Here is a 19,693-nt window from a genome sequence, read left to right on the forward strand (position 1 = left end):
GGCAAAGGGGAATATATCCGCAGTTCAGAGTATGTCGTCAGGTGGGAAGGAAGGGGCTGGCTCGTCCGGAGTGAGACACGTAAAGAAGCTCCTTGGCCCTGGTGCAGGCGACGTAGAGCAGGCCGCGCTCCCGTTGGAGGTCGTGCGCCCGCGCCGCGGGGTCCTCCTCGGCGGGGGTGAGGGAGTCGGGGGCGGGCACGACGCCGTCGGCCACACCGATCACGGCGACCCGCCGGAACTCCAGGCCCTTCATACCGTGCAACGTCGTCACCTTAACCCCCAGCTCACGCAGGGCGTCGCGGGCGTCGCGAACGAGGCCCGCCGTCCTGGCGGCCACCCCGATCTCCTGGAGCGGCACACCCTCCTGGACCCACTGTCCCACTTGTGCGACCAGACCGGTCAGTTCTTCCTCCGGTGAATCGTAGGCTCGGACCACCGGACGCGCCCCATGTCCCGTCGCGCGGAAGCCGTACAGCTCCTGCACCCCATCGACAAGCCCGTCCGCGGGGCCGCCGCCGCGTAGCCGTACGCCCCAGGTGAGGATCTCCTGCGGAAGCCGGTACGACACCTGCAAACGCCGCCTGATCGCGTCGATTCCCACGGAGCCGAGCGCGACCCGCGTGTCGAAGATCCGCTGGTGCGGGTCGCCCACGATGAACAGGTCGTCGCGGCCGTACGGCACGGCGGCGCGCAGCAACCGCCACTGCGCGGGATGCATGTCCTGCGCCTCGTCGACCACGATGTGCCGGTACGGCTCCCGCCCCGGCTCCCTCTCCTCGAGCAGGTCCCCGGTCGTGCGGCCGAGCAGTTGGGAGGCCTCGGTGGCCAGCTGGAGCAGGGTGCGCTTGCCCCGCTCACGCAGCCGCCCCGTGACGTGCTCGACGGCCTCCCAGACGGCGGTCCGCTCGGCGGCGGACAACTCGACGCTGCGGCCCGTGCGGGGGGCGGCCAGATACTCGTCCAGGGTCCTGAGGTTCTGTGCCAGCACCACCTGCTCCCACTCGCGCAGCAGGAAGGCGGGACTGTGCTCGCTGCCCGTCTCCTGCCAGAGCGCGGTCAGCTCGGCGGCCCCGGCCAGCGCGGGCGCCCGCCCCTCCGCCTCCGCGACGATGCGGTGGGCGAGCCGGTCCACGTTGCCGACCTCGACCCGCTTGCGGGTCACCTCGTCCTCGATCAGCAGGTCGAGCCGGGTGGCGAGGTCGGTGCTCAGCCGCTGGGAGAAGGTGACGAGCAGGATCTGGCCGCCGCCGCGCCTGGCCAGGAAGGCGGACCTGTGCAGGGCGACGAGAGTCTTGCCCGTGCCGGCGCCACCGGTGACCAGTATCGGCTGCTCATAGGACTCCCAGCGGGCGAGACGGTGCTGCGCAGGGTGCAGGAACACGCACCAGCCGGGGGCGTCGAGGACGTGGTTCAGCTCGCGCGGGCTGCCGACGAAGATCGCACGGTCCGGGCTGCGCAGGAGCGCGGCCATGATGTCCTCGGGGTCGATCGGGTCGCTCGCAGGGGCGGTCGCGCGGCACGCCTCAAGCTCCCGCCAGGCTCCGGCCATCGACTCGCCCCTGGCCAGCGCGGCCAGCGGCGCGTACTGCGTGGCGGGGAGCATGGACTCCAGCGCCTCCAGGGTCAGCTCGTCGGGGATCTGCCGGACCAGCCCGAGCAGCCCGCGGTCGATGCCCAGCTCGGCCATGTCGGTGTCACAGGTGTCCGCGAACAGCCGCGCCGACGTCGACCCGGCCGCCCTGCGCACCGCGGGCTCGATCCGTTCCAGCGTCTCCGCGTCCCACAACTCGACCACGCCCAGCGCGGTGTTGACGCTGAAACGATGGTGCCGCGCGTACGCCCACGCCTCGGCGTCCGGCAGCACGGTCAGCAGCCAGTAGACGTCCCGCTGCCTGACCACGACGCCGCGGTGCCCCTCGGCGAGCCTGAGGGTGGCGATCCTGGGGTCCCTGGCACCCCTGACCCGTTCCGGGTGCGGCGCCCCCGCCACGTTCTGCATGAACCGGCGCACCGCGACCACGGCGTCCCGGCGCGCCGGCTGGGCCAGCGCGCCGAGTTCCGCGGGGAACTCCGGGGAGATCGCGAGTCGGGGCATCGGCTAGGCCAGCAGGGACAGCAGGTCGCGGTCCCCGCGCTCTCTCAGCCGGGCGAGGAGGTCGGGCAGGGCCACCTGCCCGGTCATGCCGACCCGGGTGGCGATGACCCGTCCGGCCTGCTCGGTACTGCCTCCCGGGGCCGTGTAACCGACCAGCCGCAGTGCCCGCGCGATCGGCTCGACCTCCTCGGCGGCCGCGGGCAGATGCCTGGCCCGCAGGACCCCCTCGTCGGACAGCGTCAGGAACAGGTGGCTTCCCTGCCTGGCGCCCACGTCCTCGAGCAGTGTCCTCAGCGACTCAAGGGTGGGACGCTCCTGCCAGCTCAGTCCCAACTCGCCGACCGCGCTCTGCACCCTGCGCCCCATACCGGGCGACAGGCCGAGATAGGCGGCGAACCCGCTGGGCAGCGGGCACTCCGCGCCCTGGATGTGCTCGGCGGTGACGTCGATTCTGAGCCACCAGCGGCCATCAGGCTGCCGGAAGCAGCGCCGGGTCAGCGAGACGTCCTTGAGCGGGCGGAACGGGCCTTCCCTGCGCTCAGGTTCCTCGCCCGCCGTACCCGGGCCCGCCGTACCCGACGCTCTGTTCTGGGGGCCCGGCGGGGCCGCCGCGTCGCTCCCTCCGCCACCGGTGCCGCCCGCGCCGTTGACGCGCTGGGGCGGACGCTGGCCGCCGCCGAGGATGCGGAGCTGCGGGACGTTCTCCAGCCACTCCTTGGACACGTCGGGATGGATGCCCAGTGAGGCGACCAGGTCCAGGGCCTTGCTCATGGTCAACGGGGGCTTGGCGCCACTGATCACGTCGCGGGTGCGGTGCCGCAGTTCGGTGATGTCGCCCTCGACCAGCCAGTCCTCGGCCAGGGTGTGGCCGGGAAGGGTGGCCAGCACGAACTGCCAGGCGGGCACGTCGAGAGAGCGCAGCTCGCGGGCGTGCCACGAGGCGACCGTGATCAGGCGGGCCTTGGGTGCGGCCTTGCCGAGTGCCTCGCCGACCTTGGCCAGATGCTCCCGGTACGGCGCCGCCTCGTCAGAGGCGAGCCATTCCCCGAGCCTGCGCCGCAGGTCGGCCTCTGCCTCGTCGATGACCTCTGGCTGCACCGCGAAGAGCTTGGACAGCGCCTCCACGGTCGCGGGAGCGTCGGTGAACACCCTGTTCTGGGCGACAGCCCAGCTCTTGTCGTCGAGGTCGGCGAAGGCGCCGTCCAGCAGCGCGTGCAGACTCCCCGCCTGCCCCCGCTGTTGTTTCGCGTCCTTACCAGGGGCCCTGTCCTTGGCCGGCTCCCTGTCCTGGCCGGTTCCCGCCGCGACCGGCTCCCGTTCCCCGTCCTGCACGGCTCCCGCGCGCAGCTCCGGCACGGGAGCGCTCCGAAGAACGTTCTCGCGCGGCTCGGGAGTCCGCTCGGGTTTGGCAGGAACGGGCTCGGAGGCGACCGCCTCGTGGCTCACGGGCTCGGCGGGCGAGGACGCCCCGTCGGCGGCCTCGGCGCTCGCAGGCCCGGCGGGTACGGGTTCCCGGTCGGCGGGTCCGGCGCTCGCAGGCTCGGCGGGTCCGGCGTTCGCGGGTCCGGCGGGGGGCGCCCCGGCTCCGGCCGCGGCCGGAGCGGCGGATCCGGCCTCCTCCGCGCTCGCGATGGCGGTCATCGGCTCGAAGAGCCCGCGCATGGAGGCCGCCGGTTCCGAGGCGGCGGCCCCGGAGGGCGCAGGCTTGGAAACGGGACGCTTGGGCAGCGATCCGGGGGCGGGACGCTTGGGCAATGGTTCCGGGGCGGGACGCTTGGGCAACGGTTCCGGGGCGGGACGTCTGGAGGGCAGCGGCTCCGGAGCGGCGGCCCCGGAGGTCGCCGGTTCCTGGTCGGCGGGCCCTGAGGCTCCAGGGCCGGGAGCGGCGCCCTCCGCCGTCTCCTGCTGCGCCGTTGTCACGACCCCCGGGACGGCCTCAGCGGCCGGTTCAGGGGCCGGTTCAGGGGCCGGTTCAGCGGCTGGCTCCGGGGCGGCCCTGGGCGCGGCCTCGGCCATGACCTCCGCGCCCTCTGCGTCCTCCGTGCCCTCTGTGGCCTCCGCGGCCGTCTCCGTGGCCTCCCCTGGCTGGGGGGCGGGGGAGGGGAGCGCGGTCCCGGCTGCTGCCCCGCTGTCGTCGGCGAGCGCGGGTTCGTGCCGCCGGCCCGTGACGGGGTTGGCGATGCGGCCGAGGACCGCGGCGAACAGCGCGTTCAGCACCGGGATCGGCTGGATGAAGGGCTGTTCGCGCAGCTCGTGACCAGTGAGGGCGAGCAGGCCCGCCCACGAGCCCGTACGGTCGAGGGCGACGGCCGTATAGGGCTCGTCGGCCTCTTCTGGATCCAGGACGTAGAGGGCGGGCAGGACGTCGCCGACGGCGGCGGCAGGCCAGTGCTCCAGGGCGATCCGCACCAGGATCTCGGCGAGCCGTTCCGGCCCCAGCACGGCGAGCACCCGGGTCATCGGCAGGGTGCGCCACCAGGCGTCAGGCAGCTCCGGCTGGTCACGCAGGAGTGGGATCGTGGCCGCGTCGCTCCAGCGGAGCGGCGGCACGAGGTCACTCAGACAGAAGTTCATCCGTTCCCTTCACCAGCCCCTCAAGCCGCCCGAGTCACTCCACGTCGCCGGGGAACGAGACTCATGGAACAGACCATAGTCTGGCAAATCGCCCCAGCGCATCGGGTCTGGTCAGCGACGTACGGCTGCAAACCTGAGTCGCACGTAGTCGGCCATCCAGCCCGTCTCCCGCCGCAGGGCGGGCGCGGCCAGCTCGTTCACCCGGCGGAGCAGCGGTTCAACCAGTTCCGCCGGCATTCCCTGGAGTAGGGAACCGGCGAACATCCGCACCCAGTCGGCGGCTCCGCCGGGGCACTCGTCAAGCGGAGTCGGCCGGTCGAAGTACTCCAGCAGGCGGACGGTGAACCCGCCCTGCTCCAGGCGCGTTGCGTACTCGGCCGGACTGGGGAAGTACCACGGCAGATCGGGTTCGGGGAGCCCGTGCTCCCGCCACGCGGTCGACAGCGCCGCCGTCAACGCGGCGCAGTTGCCCGCGCCGCCCATCTCGGCCACGAACCGCCCGCCGGGGGTCAGGGCCTCCCGCACGCTGGATATCACCGCGTCCGGCTCGCGGCCCATCCAGTGCAGGGCCGCGTTGGAGAAGACGGCGTCGTACGGCTCCGCGACCGTGAAGTCGCGGCCGTCGCCCACGATGAAGTCCAGTCCCGGATGCAGTGACAGGGCCTTCTCGATCATCGCCGGGGACCCGTCGATCCCCAGGACGCGGGCGCCCCGTGAGCTGATCTCCGCGGCCAGCGTCCCGGTACCGCAGCCAAGGTCAACCACACGCTCTCCCGGCTGCGGATCGAGCAGGTCGACCAGGGGAGCCCCGTGCGCGGAAACGTAACCGAAGCTGCTGTCGTAGGCGCGAGCGTTCCACCTCATCTGACTCGGGGTGTCGTATCGCAAGACGATCAGCTCACATTCCGAGACGCAACGGCCTCTTATCGGTCCTCTCCAGACACTTTAGAGCCTCAAAGATGTCCCGACATATCAGTCTCATCAGCCTCAGGCTTAACCGACCTTCGCCGCCCACTCCTTCTTGAGGTAGGTCTTGGCCGTGTCGGTCTCCGGAATGGTGAGGATCACCGGCTTCGCGCTCGTCACGGGGAGCCTGGCGGCGAGTTCGTGGTCCAGTGTGCCGCGCATCTGAAGGGCCTCCATCCTGACCGGCCTGGCGTACCCCTTGAGGAACATGTTCTGGCCCCGGTCGGAGAACAGGAACTCCTGCCAGAGACGGGCGGCGGCGGGATGCGGGGCGTTCTTGCTGATGGCCTGGACGTAGTACGCGCTGAGCACGTTCTCGCCGGGGATCGCGACCTTCCAGCCCGGCTTGTCGCCGTTCGCCTGCTGGGCGGCCCGCTCGGCGTTGTGGTAGTCCCAGTCGACCACGACCGTGGCCGTCCGCTCTGTCGCCGCGAGGTTGCCCGCCTTCTTCAGGCGGCCGAAGAAGTCGACGCCCCTGGCCGCCTCGGCCTTGCCTCCGCTGAGCGAGGCCGCCATCACCCCGTTGAAGGCGGCGGACGTCTGCCGGGGGTCGCCGGGCAGCGAGACGCTGTAGCCGGGCTTGAGCAGGTCCTCGTACGAGGTCGGCGCCGCGACCCTGCGCGGGTCGTAGCCGATCGACATGTAGCCGCCGTACCCGGCGTACCAGCGCCCGCCGTAGTCCTTCAGGTGGTCGGGGATGTCCAGCCACTGCTGCACCCTGTACGGGGCGAACATGGGAGCGTTGGCGACCGCGACCTCCAGGCTCAGGTCGAACACATCTGGTTTGAGCTGTGTCGCGGCCTCGATCTCCCGCTGGCTGCTCGCGCCGGGCTCGACCTGGTTGACCTTGATTCCGTACTCGTCGGAGAAAGCGTCGACGATCTCGCCGTAGTTCACCCAGTCGCGCGGCAGCCCGATCACGGTGAGCGAGCCCTCCTTCTTGGCGGCCTCGATGAGACGGTCCATCGTTGAGAAGCCGTCCTTCAGAGAGGCGGCCTGAGGCTTGACCGGCGGGAGTTGCCCGCCCTGCGGGGCCGGGCTGCTGCTGCATCCGGCGATCGTGGCGGTGAGGATCATGGCGGCGGCGGCGCTGATGCGTACGGTCACGCGCCGAATACTCTCCGTGACCGAAGGGCGGGTCGAGGAGGCGCGGCCTTTTTTGGGGAACGGCTTACGTCAGGCGGGTTTCGGGGACGACTCCGCCCGGCGGGGTGGCCCGCCCTGGACGACCTTCGCCGCGACGAGCGTGGCCTGGGCGATCTCGACCAGGCTGCCGTCGCGCTTGCGCACCCCGAGAACGCCGTCTCGCCAGAACTCGAGTTCGCCGACGGCGTCCCGAAAACCCTCCGGTACACGTCGCCGGGTGGTTACCCTTTTCCCCACGTCAGAAGGGGTTATGGTGATTTGAAGGGCAGCACCGACGCCGCGGATCATCGTCTTTTGCCCCCTCCCGTTTCAGACATCTGGTGGGCACGGCAATACTAGGGCGTAGCAACCCGCGGTCGAAGTCGTGCCCTAGGTGCGAAAAAAGAAGGAGCCCGAGGTGACCTACGTCATCGCGCAGCCTTGCGTGGACGTCCTGGACAAGGCGTGCATCGAGGAGTGCCCCGTCGATTGCATCTACGAGGGCGAGCGCATGCTTTACATCCACCCTGACGAGTGCGTGGACTGCGGCGCCTGCGAACCCGTCTGCCCCGTTGAGGCGATCTTCTACGAGGACGACCTTCCCGAGCAGTGGAAGGACTTCTACAAGGCCAACGTGGATTTCTTCGACGACCTGGGGTCGCCGGGCGGCGCGTCCAAGGTGGGCAAGATCGAGAAGGACCACCCGATCGTCGCGGCCCTGCCCCCGCAGGCCGAGAGCCACTAGTCGTTCGCGCGGGCGGGCACGGCTCACCGAGCCGCTCTCGCCCGCATGGGTTCAACCGAGTGCCCGAACCCGGACGTCCCGCCTCCACGGCGAGGCGGTGCCCGGAACGAGACGTCTTCCTCCTGGCTCCGCGGGGCACGGAGGACATCATCAGCGGGGAGAGCTGTGATCGGCCTGCCGGACTTTCCATGGGATCGGCTCACGCCGCTCAAGGCGCTGGCCCAGGCGCATCCCGACGGGATCGTCGACCTTTCCGTCGGCACGCCCGTCGACCCGGTGCCCGCCGTCGTACGGCAGGCGCTCGCCGACGCCTCTGACAGCCCCGGCTACCCGCTGACCTATGGCACGGAGCGGCTCCGCTCGGCCGCCGTGGGCTGGCTGCGCCGCAGCCACGGAGTGATCCTGGACCAGGCGGACGTCCTGCCGCTGATCGGGTCGAAGGAGTTCGTCGCCTGGCTGCCGACGCTGCTCGGCGTCGGGCCGGGGCAGCGGGTCGTCTTCCCCGAGCTGGCGTACCCCACCTACGACGTCGGAGCACGCCTGGCGGGTGCGGAGCCGTACGCGACGGACGGTCTGCTCTCCCTCGGCCCCGAGCGGGTGCCGCTGGTCTGGGTGAACTCCCCTTCCAACCCGACCGGCAGGGTCCTGCCCGCTGAGCACCTGCGCAAGGTGGTCGCCTGGGCGCGCGAGCACGGTGCGATCGTCGCCTCCGACGAGTGCTACATCGAGCTGGGCTGGGAGGAGCAGCCGATCTCGATCCTGCACCCCGATGTCTGCGGCGGCTCGCACGAGGGCCTGCTCGCGGTGCACTCGCTGTCGAAGCGCTCCAACATGGCGGGCTACCGGGCCGGGTTCGTCGCCGGAGATCCGGCGCTGATCCAGCGCCTGCTCGAAGTCCGCAAGCACGCGGGCATGCTCATGCCCGGTCCTGTCCAGGTGGCGATGGCCGTCGCCCTTGACGACGACGAGCACGTCGAGGAGCAGCGGGCCCGCTACGCCGCCCGCCGCGCCGCCCTGCGCCCCGCGCTCGAGGCGGCGGGCTGGGAGATCCAACACTCGGAGGCGGGTCTGTACCTGTGGGCGACCGACGGCACGGACTGCTGGAAGCAGGTGCGGGCCCTGGCGGACAGGGGCATCCTCGTCGCGCCGGGTGACTTCTACGGCGAGGCGGGTGCCGGACATGTCCGGATTGCCGTAACCGCGAGTGATGAACGCATAAGTGCGGCGGTGCGTCGCCTCCAGTAGGATCGCGCGCCATGACCCCTGAGGTCGCCGCGATACTGGGATTGAGTGCGGTCACACTTGTCCTGCTGCTGGGCGCACTCCTCGCGACCACGCGCCAGAACAGAAAACCGCGCACGTCCGGGGCCCCCGGCGAGTCCCCCCTCCAACCGGCCGAGGTCGCTCAGCCGTCACGGCCCAGTGCGGGCCATGTCGGCATCGACTATCCCGATCCACGCACGATCAAGGTGGGCGACACGATCGACTGCCAGGGCGTGCGAACCCGGGTCCTGGGCGCCCTGTACCTGTCGTGGCAGGGAATCCAGTGGACCGAATATCTCCTCGACGACGGCAGCCGCCGTTACCGGTGGCTGTCGATCGAGACGCACGCGGGACTGAACCCGGGCGACGAGCCGCACCTGGAGGTGCTGCTGTGGACGCCCGTGCCCACGCAGGGCATGATCCCGGCCAAGACCACGTTGAGCGTCGAGGGGGTCGAGTTCTTCCCCGTCGACCGGGGCATCGCGGCCTTCCGCTCTGAGGGCGTCACCTCGATGCCGGAACGCGGCCTGCTCGACTTCGCCGACTACCGCGCGGCCGATGGCCGCCTGCTCTCCTTCGACCGGCTCCAGGGCCAGCCCTGGAGCTCCTCCTACGCCCAGCCGCTTCCCCCCGGCTCGATCACCTTCGAGAAGAAGGGCTGACCCGACCCCACCAGGAAGGCCGGGTTCCGTTCACGTGATCGTTCTCTTCACCGGGCTCGCTGAGATCGGCGGCGCCGGTACAGGTAGAAGGTCCGGTTCCTCGGGTTTTCTGGGTGTTTTTACGAGATCTCCACCTTGCCGGTTGGAGCCCCGGAGTCGGGTTTCCATCCCTCTTCGCCGTTGGCCGACGTCCACGACTGGCCGCTGTAGCGGATCTTCCGCAGTCCGAACTTCTTGGCGTGGGTGACCGACCAGCTCGCCATCAGCCAGCCGTACCTCTGGGAGGTCGTGGTGAACGTGGCGTTCGCGCCGAGCGCGTGGGCCAGCCCGCGGCGTGCCCTGTCGGTGCTGGGCAACGGTGTCGCGCTCGCGGTCGCGCCCGTGGCCGTAGCGGTCGTGGTCGGCTCGGGGAACCAGCAGTGCACGGCCTTCGGCACCCGCCCGGTGAAGGCCGCGGCCAGGATCTTCCCCTCGTCCTCGTGCTGGGCGTAGGCCGATCCGTCGGCCGAGCGCTGCACCTTCTGGGCCGCCTCGTGGACGGGCAGCTTGCGGTAGTTCTTCACCTTCACCAGCGCGGCGAAGAACTTCTCCGTGGCATAGACGGGATCGATCAGCTGCTTGGCCGTGCCCCAGCCCTGGGAGGGCCGCTGCTGGAAGACTCCGACCGAGTCACGGTCGCCGAACGACAGGTTCAGCAGCTTGGACTCCTGAATGCCGGTGGCGTAGGCGATCACGACCGCCCGCTCGGGAAGCTTCCTGCGGGCGGCGACCACCGCGATGATCGAGGCGACCTGCGCCTGTCCGATCTCCAGTTCGAGGGAGCCGTCCGGCGTGGTGATCTTGCAGCCCTCACCGGTTTCCTTAAACGGTGTCACCCGGTTGAGCAGGGTGAAAATGCCCACGGTTATGGCCACCGCCAGTACGGTCACGATCGAGATGATCGCGATGACCCCTTTGGAGAAGCGCTGTCGCACCCTTAAAAACCTACCGATCTCGGACAGCCGGAAAGCGGCGGCGGATCTCGTTGAAACCTCGACGTTGGAATCTCGAAGGCGAGCCGTCGCGCTCTGTTATCGTTTCACAGGTTTTGCGGGCAGGCCCGCCCGTCGCGATGCCTGCCTGTCGCGATGCCCGCGCGGCTCGGCGAGAAGCCGCTTTCGTCCGGGAGCGGAGGAGTCACGAGCCAGAGCCACGCCAGCCCGTTGCCCGCGGCCGTCGATGAGCTGTGGAAACGCAGAGCGGCGCTCGACCCCGGTGATGCGCAGGCGCGCAGCGTCGTCGTGAACGCCGTCGACATGCTCGACACCGGCAGAGCTCGTGTCGCCACGGTCTCGGACGACGGGGAGATCGTCGTTGACGACCGGGCGAGAAAGGCCGTCGCGCTGGCCTTCCACGTGCTCGGCATGGCCAGGTCCCAGGTGGGTGACTTCCAGCACAACGACCGCATCCCCCTGAAGACCTCCTTCGACGGCGTTCGCGTTGTGCCGGGGGCGATCGCTCGCTGGGGCGCTCACCTGGCGCCCGGCGTTGTGCTGATGCCCTCGTTCGTCGACATCGGCGCCCATGTGGGCGCGGGAACCACGGTTGGCACCTGGGCCTCGGTCGGCTCATGCGCCCAGGTCGGGGACCGCGTGCGCCTGTCGAGTGGAGCCGTCGTCGGCGGAGCCGAAGGGAACGCGGAGACAGGGGAGATCGGGGAGGCCGGGGAGAGCGGAGAGGCGGTCGTGGCAGGCAACGGCGTTCCCGCGCTCGTCGAGGACGGCGCGCTCGTCGGAAGCCGCGCGGTGATCACAGAAGGGGCCAGGGTCGGCAGGGGAGCGGTGCTCGCGGCGGGCGCGATCCTGTCCGCCCGTATGCCGGTCGTCGACGTGCGGACCGGTGAGGAGCTGGGGCGCGGGTACGTCCCGGACCGGTGCGTCGCGGCCCAGGGCACCAGGAACGTGTCTTTCGGGGGTGGTGCCTTCGGGGTGTCCTGCGTGCTGGTGATCGGCCACCTACGGCGGGGACCGCGCCACGACGGGGCTGAGCTCGACGAGATCCTGCGCGAGCACGGGCTCGGCGTCTGATTCGTTGGTTTCCCGGCCGGGAACACCCACCGGGGAGCGTCTTCCGGGGTGGGTCGGGGAGCGGGATAGGGTCGCGGGCATGAGTACGCGTCTGGATCTCACACAGGACGTCGGGGCGCTCACCGCGCGGATCGTGGACGTCGAGTCGGTCAGCGGCGACGAGAAAGTCCTGGCGGACGCCATTGAGGAGGCGCTGCGGGCGCTGCCCCACCTGCGTGTCGACCGCGACGGTGAGTCGATCGTGGCCAGGACCGAGCTTGGCCGCGGCGAGCGGGTGGTGATCGCGGGCCACATCGACACCGTCCCGATCGCGGACAACCTGCCGAGTCGTGTCGAGGGCGACCTGCTGTACGGCTGCGGCACCTCGGATATGAAGGCGGGCGTCGCGGTGGCGCTGAAGCTGGCCGCCGCGCTCAGTGAGCCGGACCGGGACGTGACCTACGTCTTCTACGACTGCGAGGAGATCGAGGCCGAGCGCAACGGCCTGCGCGGGCTCAGTCGTGACCATCCCGACTGGCTCGCCGGGGACTTCGCCGTGCTCATGGAGCCCACGGACGGTGAGATCGAGGGCGGTTGTCAGGGCACGCTCAGGGCCGAGATCACCACCAGGGGGAAGAGGGCGCACAGCGCCAGGTCCTGGCTGGGCGTCAACGCCGTCCACGCGGCCCTGCCGGTGCTGGAGATCCTGAACGCCTACCAGGCCAGGCTGCCGGTCGTGGACGGGCTCGAGTACCACGAGGGACTCAACGCGGTCGCGGTCCGTGGCGGCGTCGCGGGCAACGTGATTCCCGACGAGTGCGTGGTGACCGTCAACTACCGCTTCGCCCCCGACCTGTCGCTTGAGGCAGCCCAGGCGCACGTGACCGAGGTGTTCGACGGGTTCGAGGTCCGTTTCACCGACGGCGCCGAGGCCGCGCGCCCCGGGCTGACCGACCCGGTCGCCGCGGCCTTCGTCGCGGCGGTCGGCGGCACGCCGCGGGCCAAACTCGGCTGGACCGACGTCTCGTTGTTCTCCGGGCTCGGGGTTCCCGCGGTGAACTACGGCCCAGGGGATCCCAACCTGGCGCACCAGCGCGGGGAGTTCGTCTCGTTGGAAAAGATCGCCGACTGCGAGCGCGGAATGCTCGGCTGGCTGGGTCCGCGCCGTTCCTAGCGCCGCCCGGGAGCGCCTTCCGGGGCGCGCCCGCCCGGCCCCGCGTTGCCGCGCCGTACCGGTGCCCGGAAAGACCTCGCGCGCGGTGAGACGAGGCGGTGACGGGCCCCGCGTAACCGTGGGGCTGTTCCGGCACAAATGAAAGTGGCTTTCCTCGCCGGCCATTTGGCGGGGAAAGCCACTTTCAGTCCCGAGCAGCACCCTCGGCAGTTAGACGGGGCCTCTGGGAAATCCGGTTCCCGGTTTTCGGGGAGAATTTTCAAGATTTTTCCGGTAGCGGCGCTAGCGTGTTCGGCATGAAGAAGACACGCCCGGAACGCCGTCAGGGCGCCGCAGTCGTCCGTGGTGACCTCGTCCCCGACTCCACCCATGACCAGCGACTCCTCGACCGCAGGGGCCCCGCCGACTGGTTGCACATGGATCCGTGGCGGGTCATGCGCATCCAGGCGGAGTTCGTCGAGGGGTTCGGCCAGCTCGCCGAACTGCCCGAGGCCGTGACCGTGTTCGGGTCGGCGCGCACCCCGGAGGACTCGCCCGACTACGCGCTGGGCGTCAAACTCGGCCGCAGGCTGTCCGAGGCGGGCTACGCCGTGATCACCGGCGGCGGTCCGGGCTGCATGGAGGCTGCCAACCGGGGCGCGAGGGAGGCGGGCGGGGTCTCCGTCGGCCTGGGCATCGAGCTCCCCTTCGAGCAGCACATGAACGAGTACGTCGACCTCGGCATCGAGTTCCGCTACTTCTTCGTCCGCAAGACCATGTTCGTGAAGTACTCCTGCGGCTTCGTCGCACTGCCCGGCGGCTTCGGCACGCTGGACGAGCTGTTCGAGGCGCTGACCCTGGTCCAGACGCGCAAGGTCACCTCCTTTCCCGTGGTGCTGCTCGGCACGGAGTTCTGGGGCGGGCTGGTCGACTGGATCAAGACGACCCTCGTGGACTCCGGCAAGATCTCTCCGGCGGACCTGGACCTCGTCCAGGTCACCGACGACGTTGACGAGGCCGTACGGATCATCGTCGAAGCCGACAGGAACAGGGTGAACCGGCTCAGGACGGAGCAGAAGGCGGCCAGGAACACGGTCGGTGACGCCGAATAAGGGTTTTTCTCCGGCCCAGGAGCCCGACTAGGGTTCCTATGTGTTCATATGCGTGTTCCTGGCATCGCACCAGAAGATCGACCAGAAATATCTTGCATTGGCGGAGGAAGTCGGAGCCGAGCTGGCCCGGCGCGGGCACACCCTGGTCAGCGGGGGCGCCACGGTCTCCTGCATGGGGGCGGTCGCCAGGGCGGCCCGCGCGGGCGGCGGCCGTACCATCGGGGTGATCCCGAGGGCCATGGTGGACGTCGAGATCGCCGACCACGACTCGGACGAGCTGGTCGTCACCGCCGACATGCGCGAGCGCAAAGGCGTCATGGACGCCCGCTCCGACGCCTTCCTGGTGCTGCCCGGCGGCATCGGGACGCTGGAGGAGCTGTTCGAGATCTGGACCGCGCGGACGCTCGGCCTGCACGACAAGCCCCTGGTGCTCCTCGACCCGTGGGGCCTCTACCGGCCGCTGAGAACCCTGGTCGAGGGCATGCACGAGGCGGGCTTCACCCGGCCGAACGTCTTCGACGCGATCTCCTGGACCACCACGGTCGAGGAGGCCTTCGAGCTCCTGGAAAAGCGGACGAGGCACCTGGAGCCGAGCCTTGAGGAGCTGGGCGAGGCCACGGCGGGTTAGCCGGGCGAAGTCGCGGCGGATCGGCCGGGCGAGGCCACGGCGGGTTAGTCAGGCGAGGCCGCGGCGGGTCAGCGTGGGCGGGCGCCGCCCGGCCAGTGACTCGGTCATCTCGACCGCGAGCTGTACCTGGTCGGGGCGCGAGGTCCGGAAGACCCTCGCCCCCGCCCACGCGCAGACGGAGGCGGCGGCCAGCTCTGCGGCCTCCCCGTCCTGCCCGGCCAGGTCGGCGGGTGTGACGACGACGGTGCGTCCCGCGCGGACGAGCTCCTCGATCTCGGCGATCGAGCCTGCCTCGGCCCAGGCGGGGTCACCCTTGTCCGCGGGGGCGAGCACCGTGAGAGCGGTCATGACGCGATCCTAGGTCAGCGGGAGTTGTGGCACGATTCGTATGTGCTGGTCGTACTCGCCCTCGCTGCCGTAGCCGTCCTCGCCGGGGTGGTGGTCGTAGCCATGGGCCAGGGAGGCGAACTGGCGGAGTTCGCTCCCGACGTGCCCCCGCTTGACCTGCCCGAGGCGGCGCAGCTCGGCGCGGCCGACTTCATGGCCCTGCAGCTTCCGGTGAGCATTGTCGGCTACAACACGCAGAGCGTCGACGAGACCCTGAACCGGGTCGTGAACGCGCTGAGTGAGCGCGACACCAGGATCGCGGTGCTGGAGCAGCGGGTGGCCGAGCTGCTCGCCGGCAGGCTGCAGGCGCGCCAGGAGCTCCACGCGGCCCCGCTGAGCGTGCCGCTGGTCGAGCACGAGCCGGAGGAGCCCAACGAGCCCGCGGAGCTTCCCGAGCTGCCACAGCCCCCCTCGGAGTCCTTCGGCGACTGGGACGACGGCGACGGTGAGCGTTCAGGCGAGCGTTCAGAGGTGCCGGACGCGAAGGAGTCACGATGACCGAGCTCGTGCGCTGCGGTTGGGTGAGCTCCGCCCCCGAATACATCGCCTACCACGACGACGAGTGGGGCCGTCCGGTCACGGGCGACGACCAGGTGTTCGAACGGCTCGCCCTTGAGGCCTTCCAGTCGGGTCTTTCGTGGATCACGATCCTGCGCAAGCGGGAGAACTTCAGGGCGGCCTTCGCCGGTTTCTCCATCCCCGCCGTCGCGGCGTTCGGCCAGGCGGACGTCGACCGCCTGCTCGCCGACACGGGCATCGTCCGCAACCGGGCCAAGATCGAGGCCGTGGTCGCGAACGCGCGGGCCGCGCTCGATCTCGACCTCTCCGACCTGGTCTGGCGGCACGCCGACCCCGGCTCGCCCGTCCCGAAGACCCTCGCCGACGTGCCCGCACAGACCTCCGGCTCCAAGGCGCTCGCCAAGGAGCTCAGGTCGCGCGGTTTCCGGTTCATCGGCCCGACGACGGCGTACGCCCTGATGCAGGCCATCGGCCTGGTCAACGACCATGTGGATGACTGCTGGGTGCGCGACACCTACTGAGAGCATCCTCAAGGCACCCGTGGGACGGCCCCCACCGTCCCTGGGAGGGCCCAGACGGCCCCCACCGTCCCTGGGAGGGCCCAGACGGCCCGCTGACGGCTCTCTCCTCAGCGGCCGTCGAAGACGGGGCGCTCCTTGTGCAGGAAGGCCCTGGTCGCGTTCAGGTGGTCGGAGGTCTTCACACAGGCGTCCTGGAGGTCGGCCTCCAGTGCCAGGGCGTCGGCGAGGGAACTGCTCGCGGCGAACTCCAGGGCGCGCTTGGTCGCCGCGTAGGCGCTCGTCGGGCCCTGTGCCAGCCGTACGGCCAGCGCGCGGCCCGCGACGGCCAGCTCCTCCGCGGGGACGACCCTGGAGACGATCCCGAGCTCCAGCGCGCGGGCCGCGTCGAACGGCTCGCCGAGCAGGAGGAGCTCGCCCGCGCGGGCCCGGCCGATCAGGCGCTGCAGGGTCCAGGACGCGCCGGAGTCGGGGGCGAGGCCGATGCCGGAGAAGGCCATCGCGAACTTCGCCTTGTCGGCGGCGATCCGCAGGTCGCAGGCGAAGGCCAGGGCGGCGCCCGCGCCCGCGGCGACGCCGTTGACCGCGGCGACGACCGGCTTGCCCATCTCGGCGATCGTCAAGACGATCGGGTTGTAGTGCGCGCGCACCGTACCGTCGAGCCCGCGGCCCGCCTCCAGGTTGGCGGTGTGCTCGTTGAGGTCCTGACCGGCGCAGAACGCCCGGCCGGACCCCGTCAGCAGGACCGCCCGCACCGCGTACGCCTGCGAGGCCATGGTCAGCGCCTCAAGAAGCTCGGCCTTCATCCGTGTCGTCAACGAGTTCATCGCCTCGGGGCGGTCCAGGGTGATGGTCGCGACGGCGTCGTCGACGGAGTAGAGGACGTCGTTCAACGGGAGGCTCCTTCTGTGACTGCTGTGGTTCCCCCGGCTCGTTCCCGGGACCGGTCGCCCGGGTCCGGCCGGAGGAGGGACAGTTCGCATTGAATCGCTTTCGCGGGGAACGGGCGCGCACCGGTCCCACCGCGGGCACGTCCCTCAGCCCGGTCCAGATGATCGTCTCGACTCGGTAAATTCTCCCCGCCGTCGTGTCGGCACGGCGCGCGCCCCGTAATCCGTCGTCCCGAAGCCCGGCTCACCGGGGCCGCGGGCGTGCGGCGCAGAGGCGGCCGGGGCGGCACTGACGTTCGCGAGGACAAGTTTGGCCGTCCCAAGGGGCTCGGACGACGGTCTTGATTGCCCGATGAGTCGATGCTGAGGCTGATCGTTCCCATTCCGAGCGCGGAGACGGGATAATAGGACATCACAGAAGACGTGAATGCGTCGGCCACCCTCGGGTCAGTCGGAGATCCGGAGCCCGAAGCAGGAAGGGATACACGCATGGCGGCTATGAAGCCGAGGACCGGTGATGGTCCGCTGGAGGTCGTCAAGGAAGGCAGGGGCATCGTCATGCGGGTTCCCCTTGAGGGTGGCGGCCGGCTCGTCGTCGAGCTCTCGGCGGACGAGGCCAGTGCTCTTGGTGAGGAATTGAAGAAGGTCGTCGTCTGATCCCGATCTGAGACCAGCGGTGAAGCCGGGCCCCGATTCGATCTCGTTCGCAGAAGATGACATCCGCTGTGGCCCGCGCAACCCCGATCGATGAACACGGCCCTGGCCGTCGGACCGCAGGAACGCGGCTCGCGCCAGGGCCGCGGTGTTCCCCGCCTGATGACTGGAGTCCCAAATGCCGATCTCTCCGTACACGTTGCTGTCAGGCGCGTTCCCAGGAGGGAAGACCGCTGCCCGCGTTGGAGCGGAGGACGGCGCGGGAGCCTCGCCCCTCGGGGGCGCAGGGCTGCTCGCGGTGCCCTTCTCCGCCGACCTCGCCCCGGAGATCGACCTGCCGGTGCCGGTGGCCGCGCTGCTGGCGCACTACGAGGCCAGGGGAGAGGCGGGGGAGATCGTCGAGGTTCCGGTCGCCGACGGCGACGGCGTCGGCCGGGTGCTGCTCTACGGGACGGGTGACGGTTCCGCGGGCGCGCTGCGCAAGGCGGGCGCGGCGGTCGCGCGGCGGGGCAAGGGCAGGGACTCCGTCAGGGCCGTGCTGCCCGAGGGGCAGGTGGCCGCGTTCGTCGAGGGCGCGCTGCTCGCCACCTACACCTTCAGGATCGGTGAGGAGAAGTCGCCTCCCGTCGCCCTGGTCGAGTTCGTCGGCGAGGGCGCCGAGGCGGAGGTCACCAGGGGCAGGGTGATCGCCGAAGCCGTCGCCTTCGCCAGGGACCTGGCCAACACGCCGTCCTCGATCAAGACACCGGCCTGGCTCGCCGAGCGCGCCGTCGAGCACCTCCTCGGCGAGGGCGCGGAGAACGGCGGGGGCGAGCGGGAAACCGGCGACGGCACCAGGATCGCCGCCAGGGTGCGGGACGAGACGGAGCTGCGCGAGGAGCGATTCGGCGGCATCCTGGCCGTCGGTCAGGGATCGGTGAGCCCGCCGCGGCTGGTCGAGCTCTCCTACCACCCCGAGGGCGCGACCCGTCACGTGGTCCTGGTCGGCAAGGGCATCACCTTCGACACCGGCGGCCTGTCGCTCAAGCCGACGGACAACATGAAGTTCATGAAGACCGACATGGCGGGCGGCGCCGTCGTCATCGCGGTCATCGGCGCACTCGCCACCCTGGGCGCGCGGGTGCGGGTCACCGGCCTGATCGCCGCCGCGGAGAACGCCTTCTCCGGCGCCGCCCAGCGCCCCTCCGACGTGATCACACAGTACGGCGGGCGGACCGTCGAGGTGCTCAACACCGACGCGGAGGGCCGACTGGTGCTGGCGGACGCGCTGGCCTACGCCGACGCCGAGCTGGAGCCGGACGTCATGGTCGACATCGCGACGCTCACCGGCGCGATCGGCGTCGCCCTCGGCAAGGACGTCGGAGCCGTCTTCGCCTCCGACGACGCCCTGGCGGCCGAGCTGACCGAGGCGGGCGGAACCGCGGGGGAGCGGCTGTGGCGGATGCCGCTCGTCGAGGACTACGTCCCGGCCCTGGAGTCGAGCGTGGCCGACCTGGCCAACATCGAGGCCGGGACGACCTACGGCGCGGGCTCCATCACGGCGGCGCTGTTCCTGCGCGAGTTCACCGGCAGGCGGCCGTGGGCGCACCTGGACATCGCGGGCGTCGGCAGGAGCACCGCGGACGAGGGCATCCTGAGCAAGGGCGCGACCGGCTACGGCGTGCGCCTGCTGCTGGAGTGGTTGGCTAGCCGCTGAGTTTGATGGCGGCCAGGACGCCGTCGCCGAGAGGGATCATCAGGGGCCGTAGCCGTTCGTCGTCACGGATCAGCTTGCCCAGCTCCCGCACGGCGACGGTGTCCGGGTCACGCTGCGTGGGATCGGCGACCCTGTGCTGCCACAGCGCGCCGTCGAAGACCACGATGCCGCCGACACGCAGCAGGCGGATCGACTCGGCCAGGTAGTCGGCGTACTCGTGCTTGGCGCCGTCGCAGAAGACCAGGTCGTAGCCGCCGTCCGAGAGACGCGGCAGGACGTCCAGAGCCCGTCCGGTGATCAGTCGGGTCCTGCCGCCGGCGAAGCCGGCCTGGGCGAAGCTCTGCCGCGCGAGGCGCTGGTACTCGGGCTCGACGTCGACGCTGGTGAGCGTGCCGTCCTGGCGCATGCCCCGCAGCAGCCACAGCCCTGAGACGCCACATCCCGTGCCGATCTCCACGACGGCCTTGGTGTTGATGGCCGAGGCGAGGAAACAGAGCGCCGCGCCACCGCCGGGAAGGATCGAGGTGACCCCGACCTCCGCGGCGCGCTGACGCGCGGCCCAGAGGATCTCGTCCTCCGTGTGGAATTCCTCGGCATAGGCCAGAGTGGCCTCCAACGGACTTGTCGGCGTCTCTGCCATCGGCCTCTCCTCCCGCTTTCT

Annotated in this window: 20 protein-coding genes; 11 read left to right on the top strand and 9 right to left on the bottom strand. The window is 70.5% G+C overall.

Annotated elements, in window-relative coordinates; genetic code table 11:
* Positions 1-37: 37 nt before the first annotated feature.
* The 5 genes from AB0395_RS00845 to AB0395_RS00865 all read right to left on the bottom strand — a co-directional run bounded on the left by AB0395_RS00845 (position 38) and on the right by AB0395_RS00865 (position 7,018).
* Positions 38-2,095 carry a UvrD-helicase domain-containing protein gene (locus AB0395_RS00845; RefSeq protein ID WP_366275732.1) on the bottom strand — a complete coding sequence of 686 codons (2,058 nt, stop codon included), beginning with the start codon at positions 2,093-2,095 and terminating at the stop codon, positions 38-40.
* Between the two features lie 3 nt (positions 2,096-2,098).
* Complete coding sequence (locus tag AB0395_RS00850; protein WP_366275733.1) at positions 2,099-4,669, bottom strand: hypothetical protein; 2,571 nt, start codon at positions 4,667-4,669, stop codon at positions 2,099-2,101.
* 111 nt (positions 4,670-4,780) lie between these two features.
* Positions 4,781-5,533 (bottom strand): methyltransferase domain-containing protein, encoded by a 753-nt coding sequence (locus AB0395_RS00855; protein ID WP_366275735.1) that lies wholly within the window; start codon positions 5,531-5,533, stop codon positions 4,781-4,783.
* A 129-nt stretch (positions 5,534-5,662) separates the two neighbouring features.
* A complete protein-coding gene (locus AB0395_RS00860; protein WP_366275737.1) occupies positions 5,663-6,742 on the bottom strand; it encodes an extracellular solute-binding protein in 1,080 nt (359 codons plus the stop codon).
* A gap of 69 nt (positions 6,743-6,811) precedes the next feature.
* A complete protein-coding gene (locus tag AB0395_RS00865; RefSeq protein WP_366275738.1) occupies positions 6,812-7,018 on the bottom strand; it encodes a hypothetical protein in 207 nt (68 codons plus the stop codon).
* A 160-nt stretch (positions 7,019-7,178) separates the two neighbouring features.
* Here AB0395_RS00865 and fdxA point away from each other — a divergent pair, with 160 nt between their 5' ends.
* The 3 genes from fdxA (at position 7,179) to AB0395_RS00880 (ending at position 9,430) form a co-directional block, all read left to right on the top strand.
* A complete protein-coding gene (gene fdxA / locus AB0395_RS00870) occupies positions 7,179-7,505 on the top strand; it encodes a ferredoxin (RefSeq protein ID WP_366275740.1) in 327 nt (108 codons plus the stop codon).
* A gap of 165 nt (positions 7,506-7,670) precedes the next feature.
* On the top strand, positions 7,671-8,750 hold the full coding sequence (gene dapC / locus AB0395_RS00875; RefSeq protein ID WP_366275742.1) for a succinyldiaminopimelate transaminase: 1,080 nt from the start codon (positions 7,671-7,673) through the stop codon (positions 8,748-8,750).
* An 11-nt stretch (positions 8,751-8,761) separates the two neighbouring features.
* The gene (locus AB0395_RS00880) at positions 8,762-9,430 is read left to right on the top strand and encodes a DUF4178 domain-containing protein (protein ID WP_366275745.1); all 669 of its coding nucleotides are present in this window, start codon (positions 8,762-8,764) and stop codon (positions 9,428-9,430) included.
* A gap of 119 nt (positions 9,431-9,549) precedes the next feature.
* Here AB0395_RS00880 and AB0395_RS00885 read toward each other — a convergent pair whose 3' ends face one another.
* Entirely contained in the window at positions 9,550-10,404 is an 855-nt protein-coding gene (locus AB0395_RS00885) for a hypothetical protein (protein WP_366275747.1), read from the bottom strand.
* 153 nt (positions 10,405-10,557) lie between these two features.
* On the opposite strand from AB0395_RS00885, the gene AB0395_RS00890 reads away from it, so the two are divergent.
* The 4 genes from AB0395_RS00890 to AB0395_RS00905 all read left to right on the top strand — a co-directional run bounded on the left by AB0395_RS00890 (position 10,558) and on the right by AB0395_RS00905 (position 14,368).
* Positions 10,558-11,496, top strand: coding sequence for a DapH/DapD/GlmU-related protein (locus AB0395_RS00890; RefSeq protein WP_366275748.1), 939 nt, complete (start codon positions 10,558-10,560; stop codon positions 11,494-11,496).
* 79 nt (positions 11,497-11,575) lie between these two features.
* On the top strand, positions 11,576-12,649 hold the full coding sequence (dapE, locus tag AB0395_RS00895; RefSeq protein WP_366275750.1) for a succinyl-diaminopimelate desuccinylase: 1,074 nt from the start codon (positions 11,576-11,578) through the stop codon (positions 12,647-12,649).
* A gap of 296 nt (positions 12,650-12,945) precedes the next feature.
* Positions 12,946-13,740, top strand: coding sequence for a TIGR00730 family Rossman fold protein (locus AB0395_RS00900; RefSeq protein WP_366275751.1), 795 nt, complete (start codon positions 12,946-12,948; stop codon positions 13,738-13,740).
* 40 nt (positions 13,741-13,780) lie between these two features.
* Positions 13,781-14,368 (top strand): TIGR00730 family Rossman fold protein, encoded by a 588-nt coding sequence (locus tag AB0395_RS00905; protein ID WP_366275753.1) that lies wholly within the window; start codon positions 13,781-13,783, stop codon positions 14,366-14,368.
* 48 nt (positions 14,369-14,416) lie between these two features.
* Here the strand turns inward: AB0395_RS00905 and AB0395_RS00910 are convergent, their stop codons facing one another.
* Positions 14,417-14,716, bottom strand: a complete 300-nt coding sequence (locus AB0395_RS00910; RefSeq protein ID WP_366275755.1) for a hypothetical protein — start codon at positions 14,714-14,716, stop codon at positions 14,417-14,419.
* 42 nt (positions 14,717-14,758) lie between these two features.
* Here AB0395_RS00910 and AB0395_RS00915 point away from each other — a divergent pair, with 42 nt between their 5' ends.
* Positions 14,759-15,253 (top strand): hypothetical protein, encoded by a 495-nt coding sequence (locus AB0395_RS00915; RefSeq protein ID WP_366275756.1) that lies wholly within the window; start codon positions 14,759-14,761, stop codon positions 15,251-15,253.
* Positions 15,250-15,795, top strand: a complete 546-nt coding sequence (locus AB0395_RS00920) for a DNA-3-methyladenine glycosylase I (RefSeq protein WP_366275758.1) — start codon at positions 15,250-15,252, stop codon at positions 15,793-15,795. Before AB0395_RS00915 ends, AB0395_RS00920 begins: the two co-directional genes overlap by 4 nt.
* Positions 15,796-15,902: 107 nt before the next feature.
* On the opposite strand, the gene AB0395_RS00925 is transcribed toward AB0395_RS00920, so the two are convergent.
* Positions 15,903-16,685: an enoyl-CoA hydratase-related protein gene (locus AB0395_RS00925; RefSeq protein ID WP_366275759.1), complete on the bottom strand. Its 783-nt coding sequence runs from the start codon at positions 16,683-16,685 to the stop codon at positions 15,903-15,905.
* A gap of 486 nt (positions 16,686-17,171) precedes the next feature.
* Here AB0395_RS00925 and AB0395_RS00930 point away from each other — a divergent pair, with 486 nt between their 5' ends.
* A complete protein-coding gene (locus tag AB0395_RS00930; protein ID WP_012894793.1) occupies positions 17,172-17,339 on the top strand; it encodes a DUF3117 domain-containing protein in 168 nt (55 codons plus the stop codon).
* A 175-nt stretch (positions 17,340-17,514) separates the two neighbouring features.
* On the top strand, positions 17,515-19,032 hold the full coding sequence (locus AB0395_RS00935) for a leucyl aminopeptidase family protein (protein ID WP_366275761.1): 1,518 nt from the start codon (positions 17,515-17,517) through the stop codon (positions 19,030-19,032).
* On the opposite strand, the gene AB0395_RS00940 is transcribed toward AB0395_RS00935, so the two are convergent.
* Positions 19,022-19,672, bottom strand: a complete 651-nt coding sequence (locus tag AB0395_RS00940; RefSeq protein ID WP_366275763.1) for an O-methyltransferase — start codon at positions 19,670-19,672, stop codon at positions 19,022-19,024. The two genes, AB0395_RS00935 and AB0395_RS00940, sit on opposite strands and share 11 nt — an antisense overlap.
* Between the last annotated feature and the right edge of the window lie 21 nt (positions 19,673-19,693).

Origin of the sequence: Streptosporangium sp. NPDC051023 (genome assembly GCF_040689595.1) — a bacterium.
Classification (GTDB): domain Bacteria; phylum Actinomycetota; class Actinomycetes; order Streptosporangiales; family Streptosporangiaceae; genus Streptosporangium.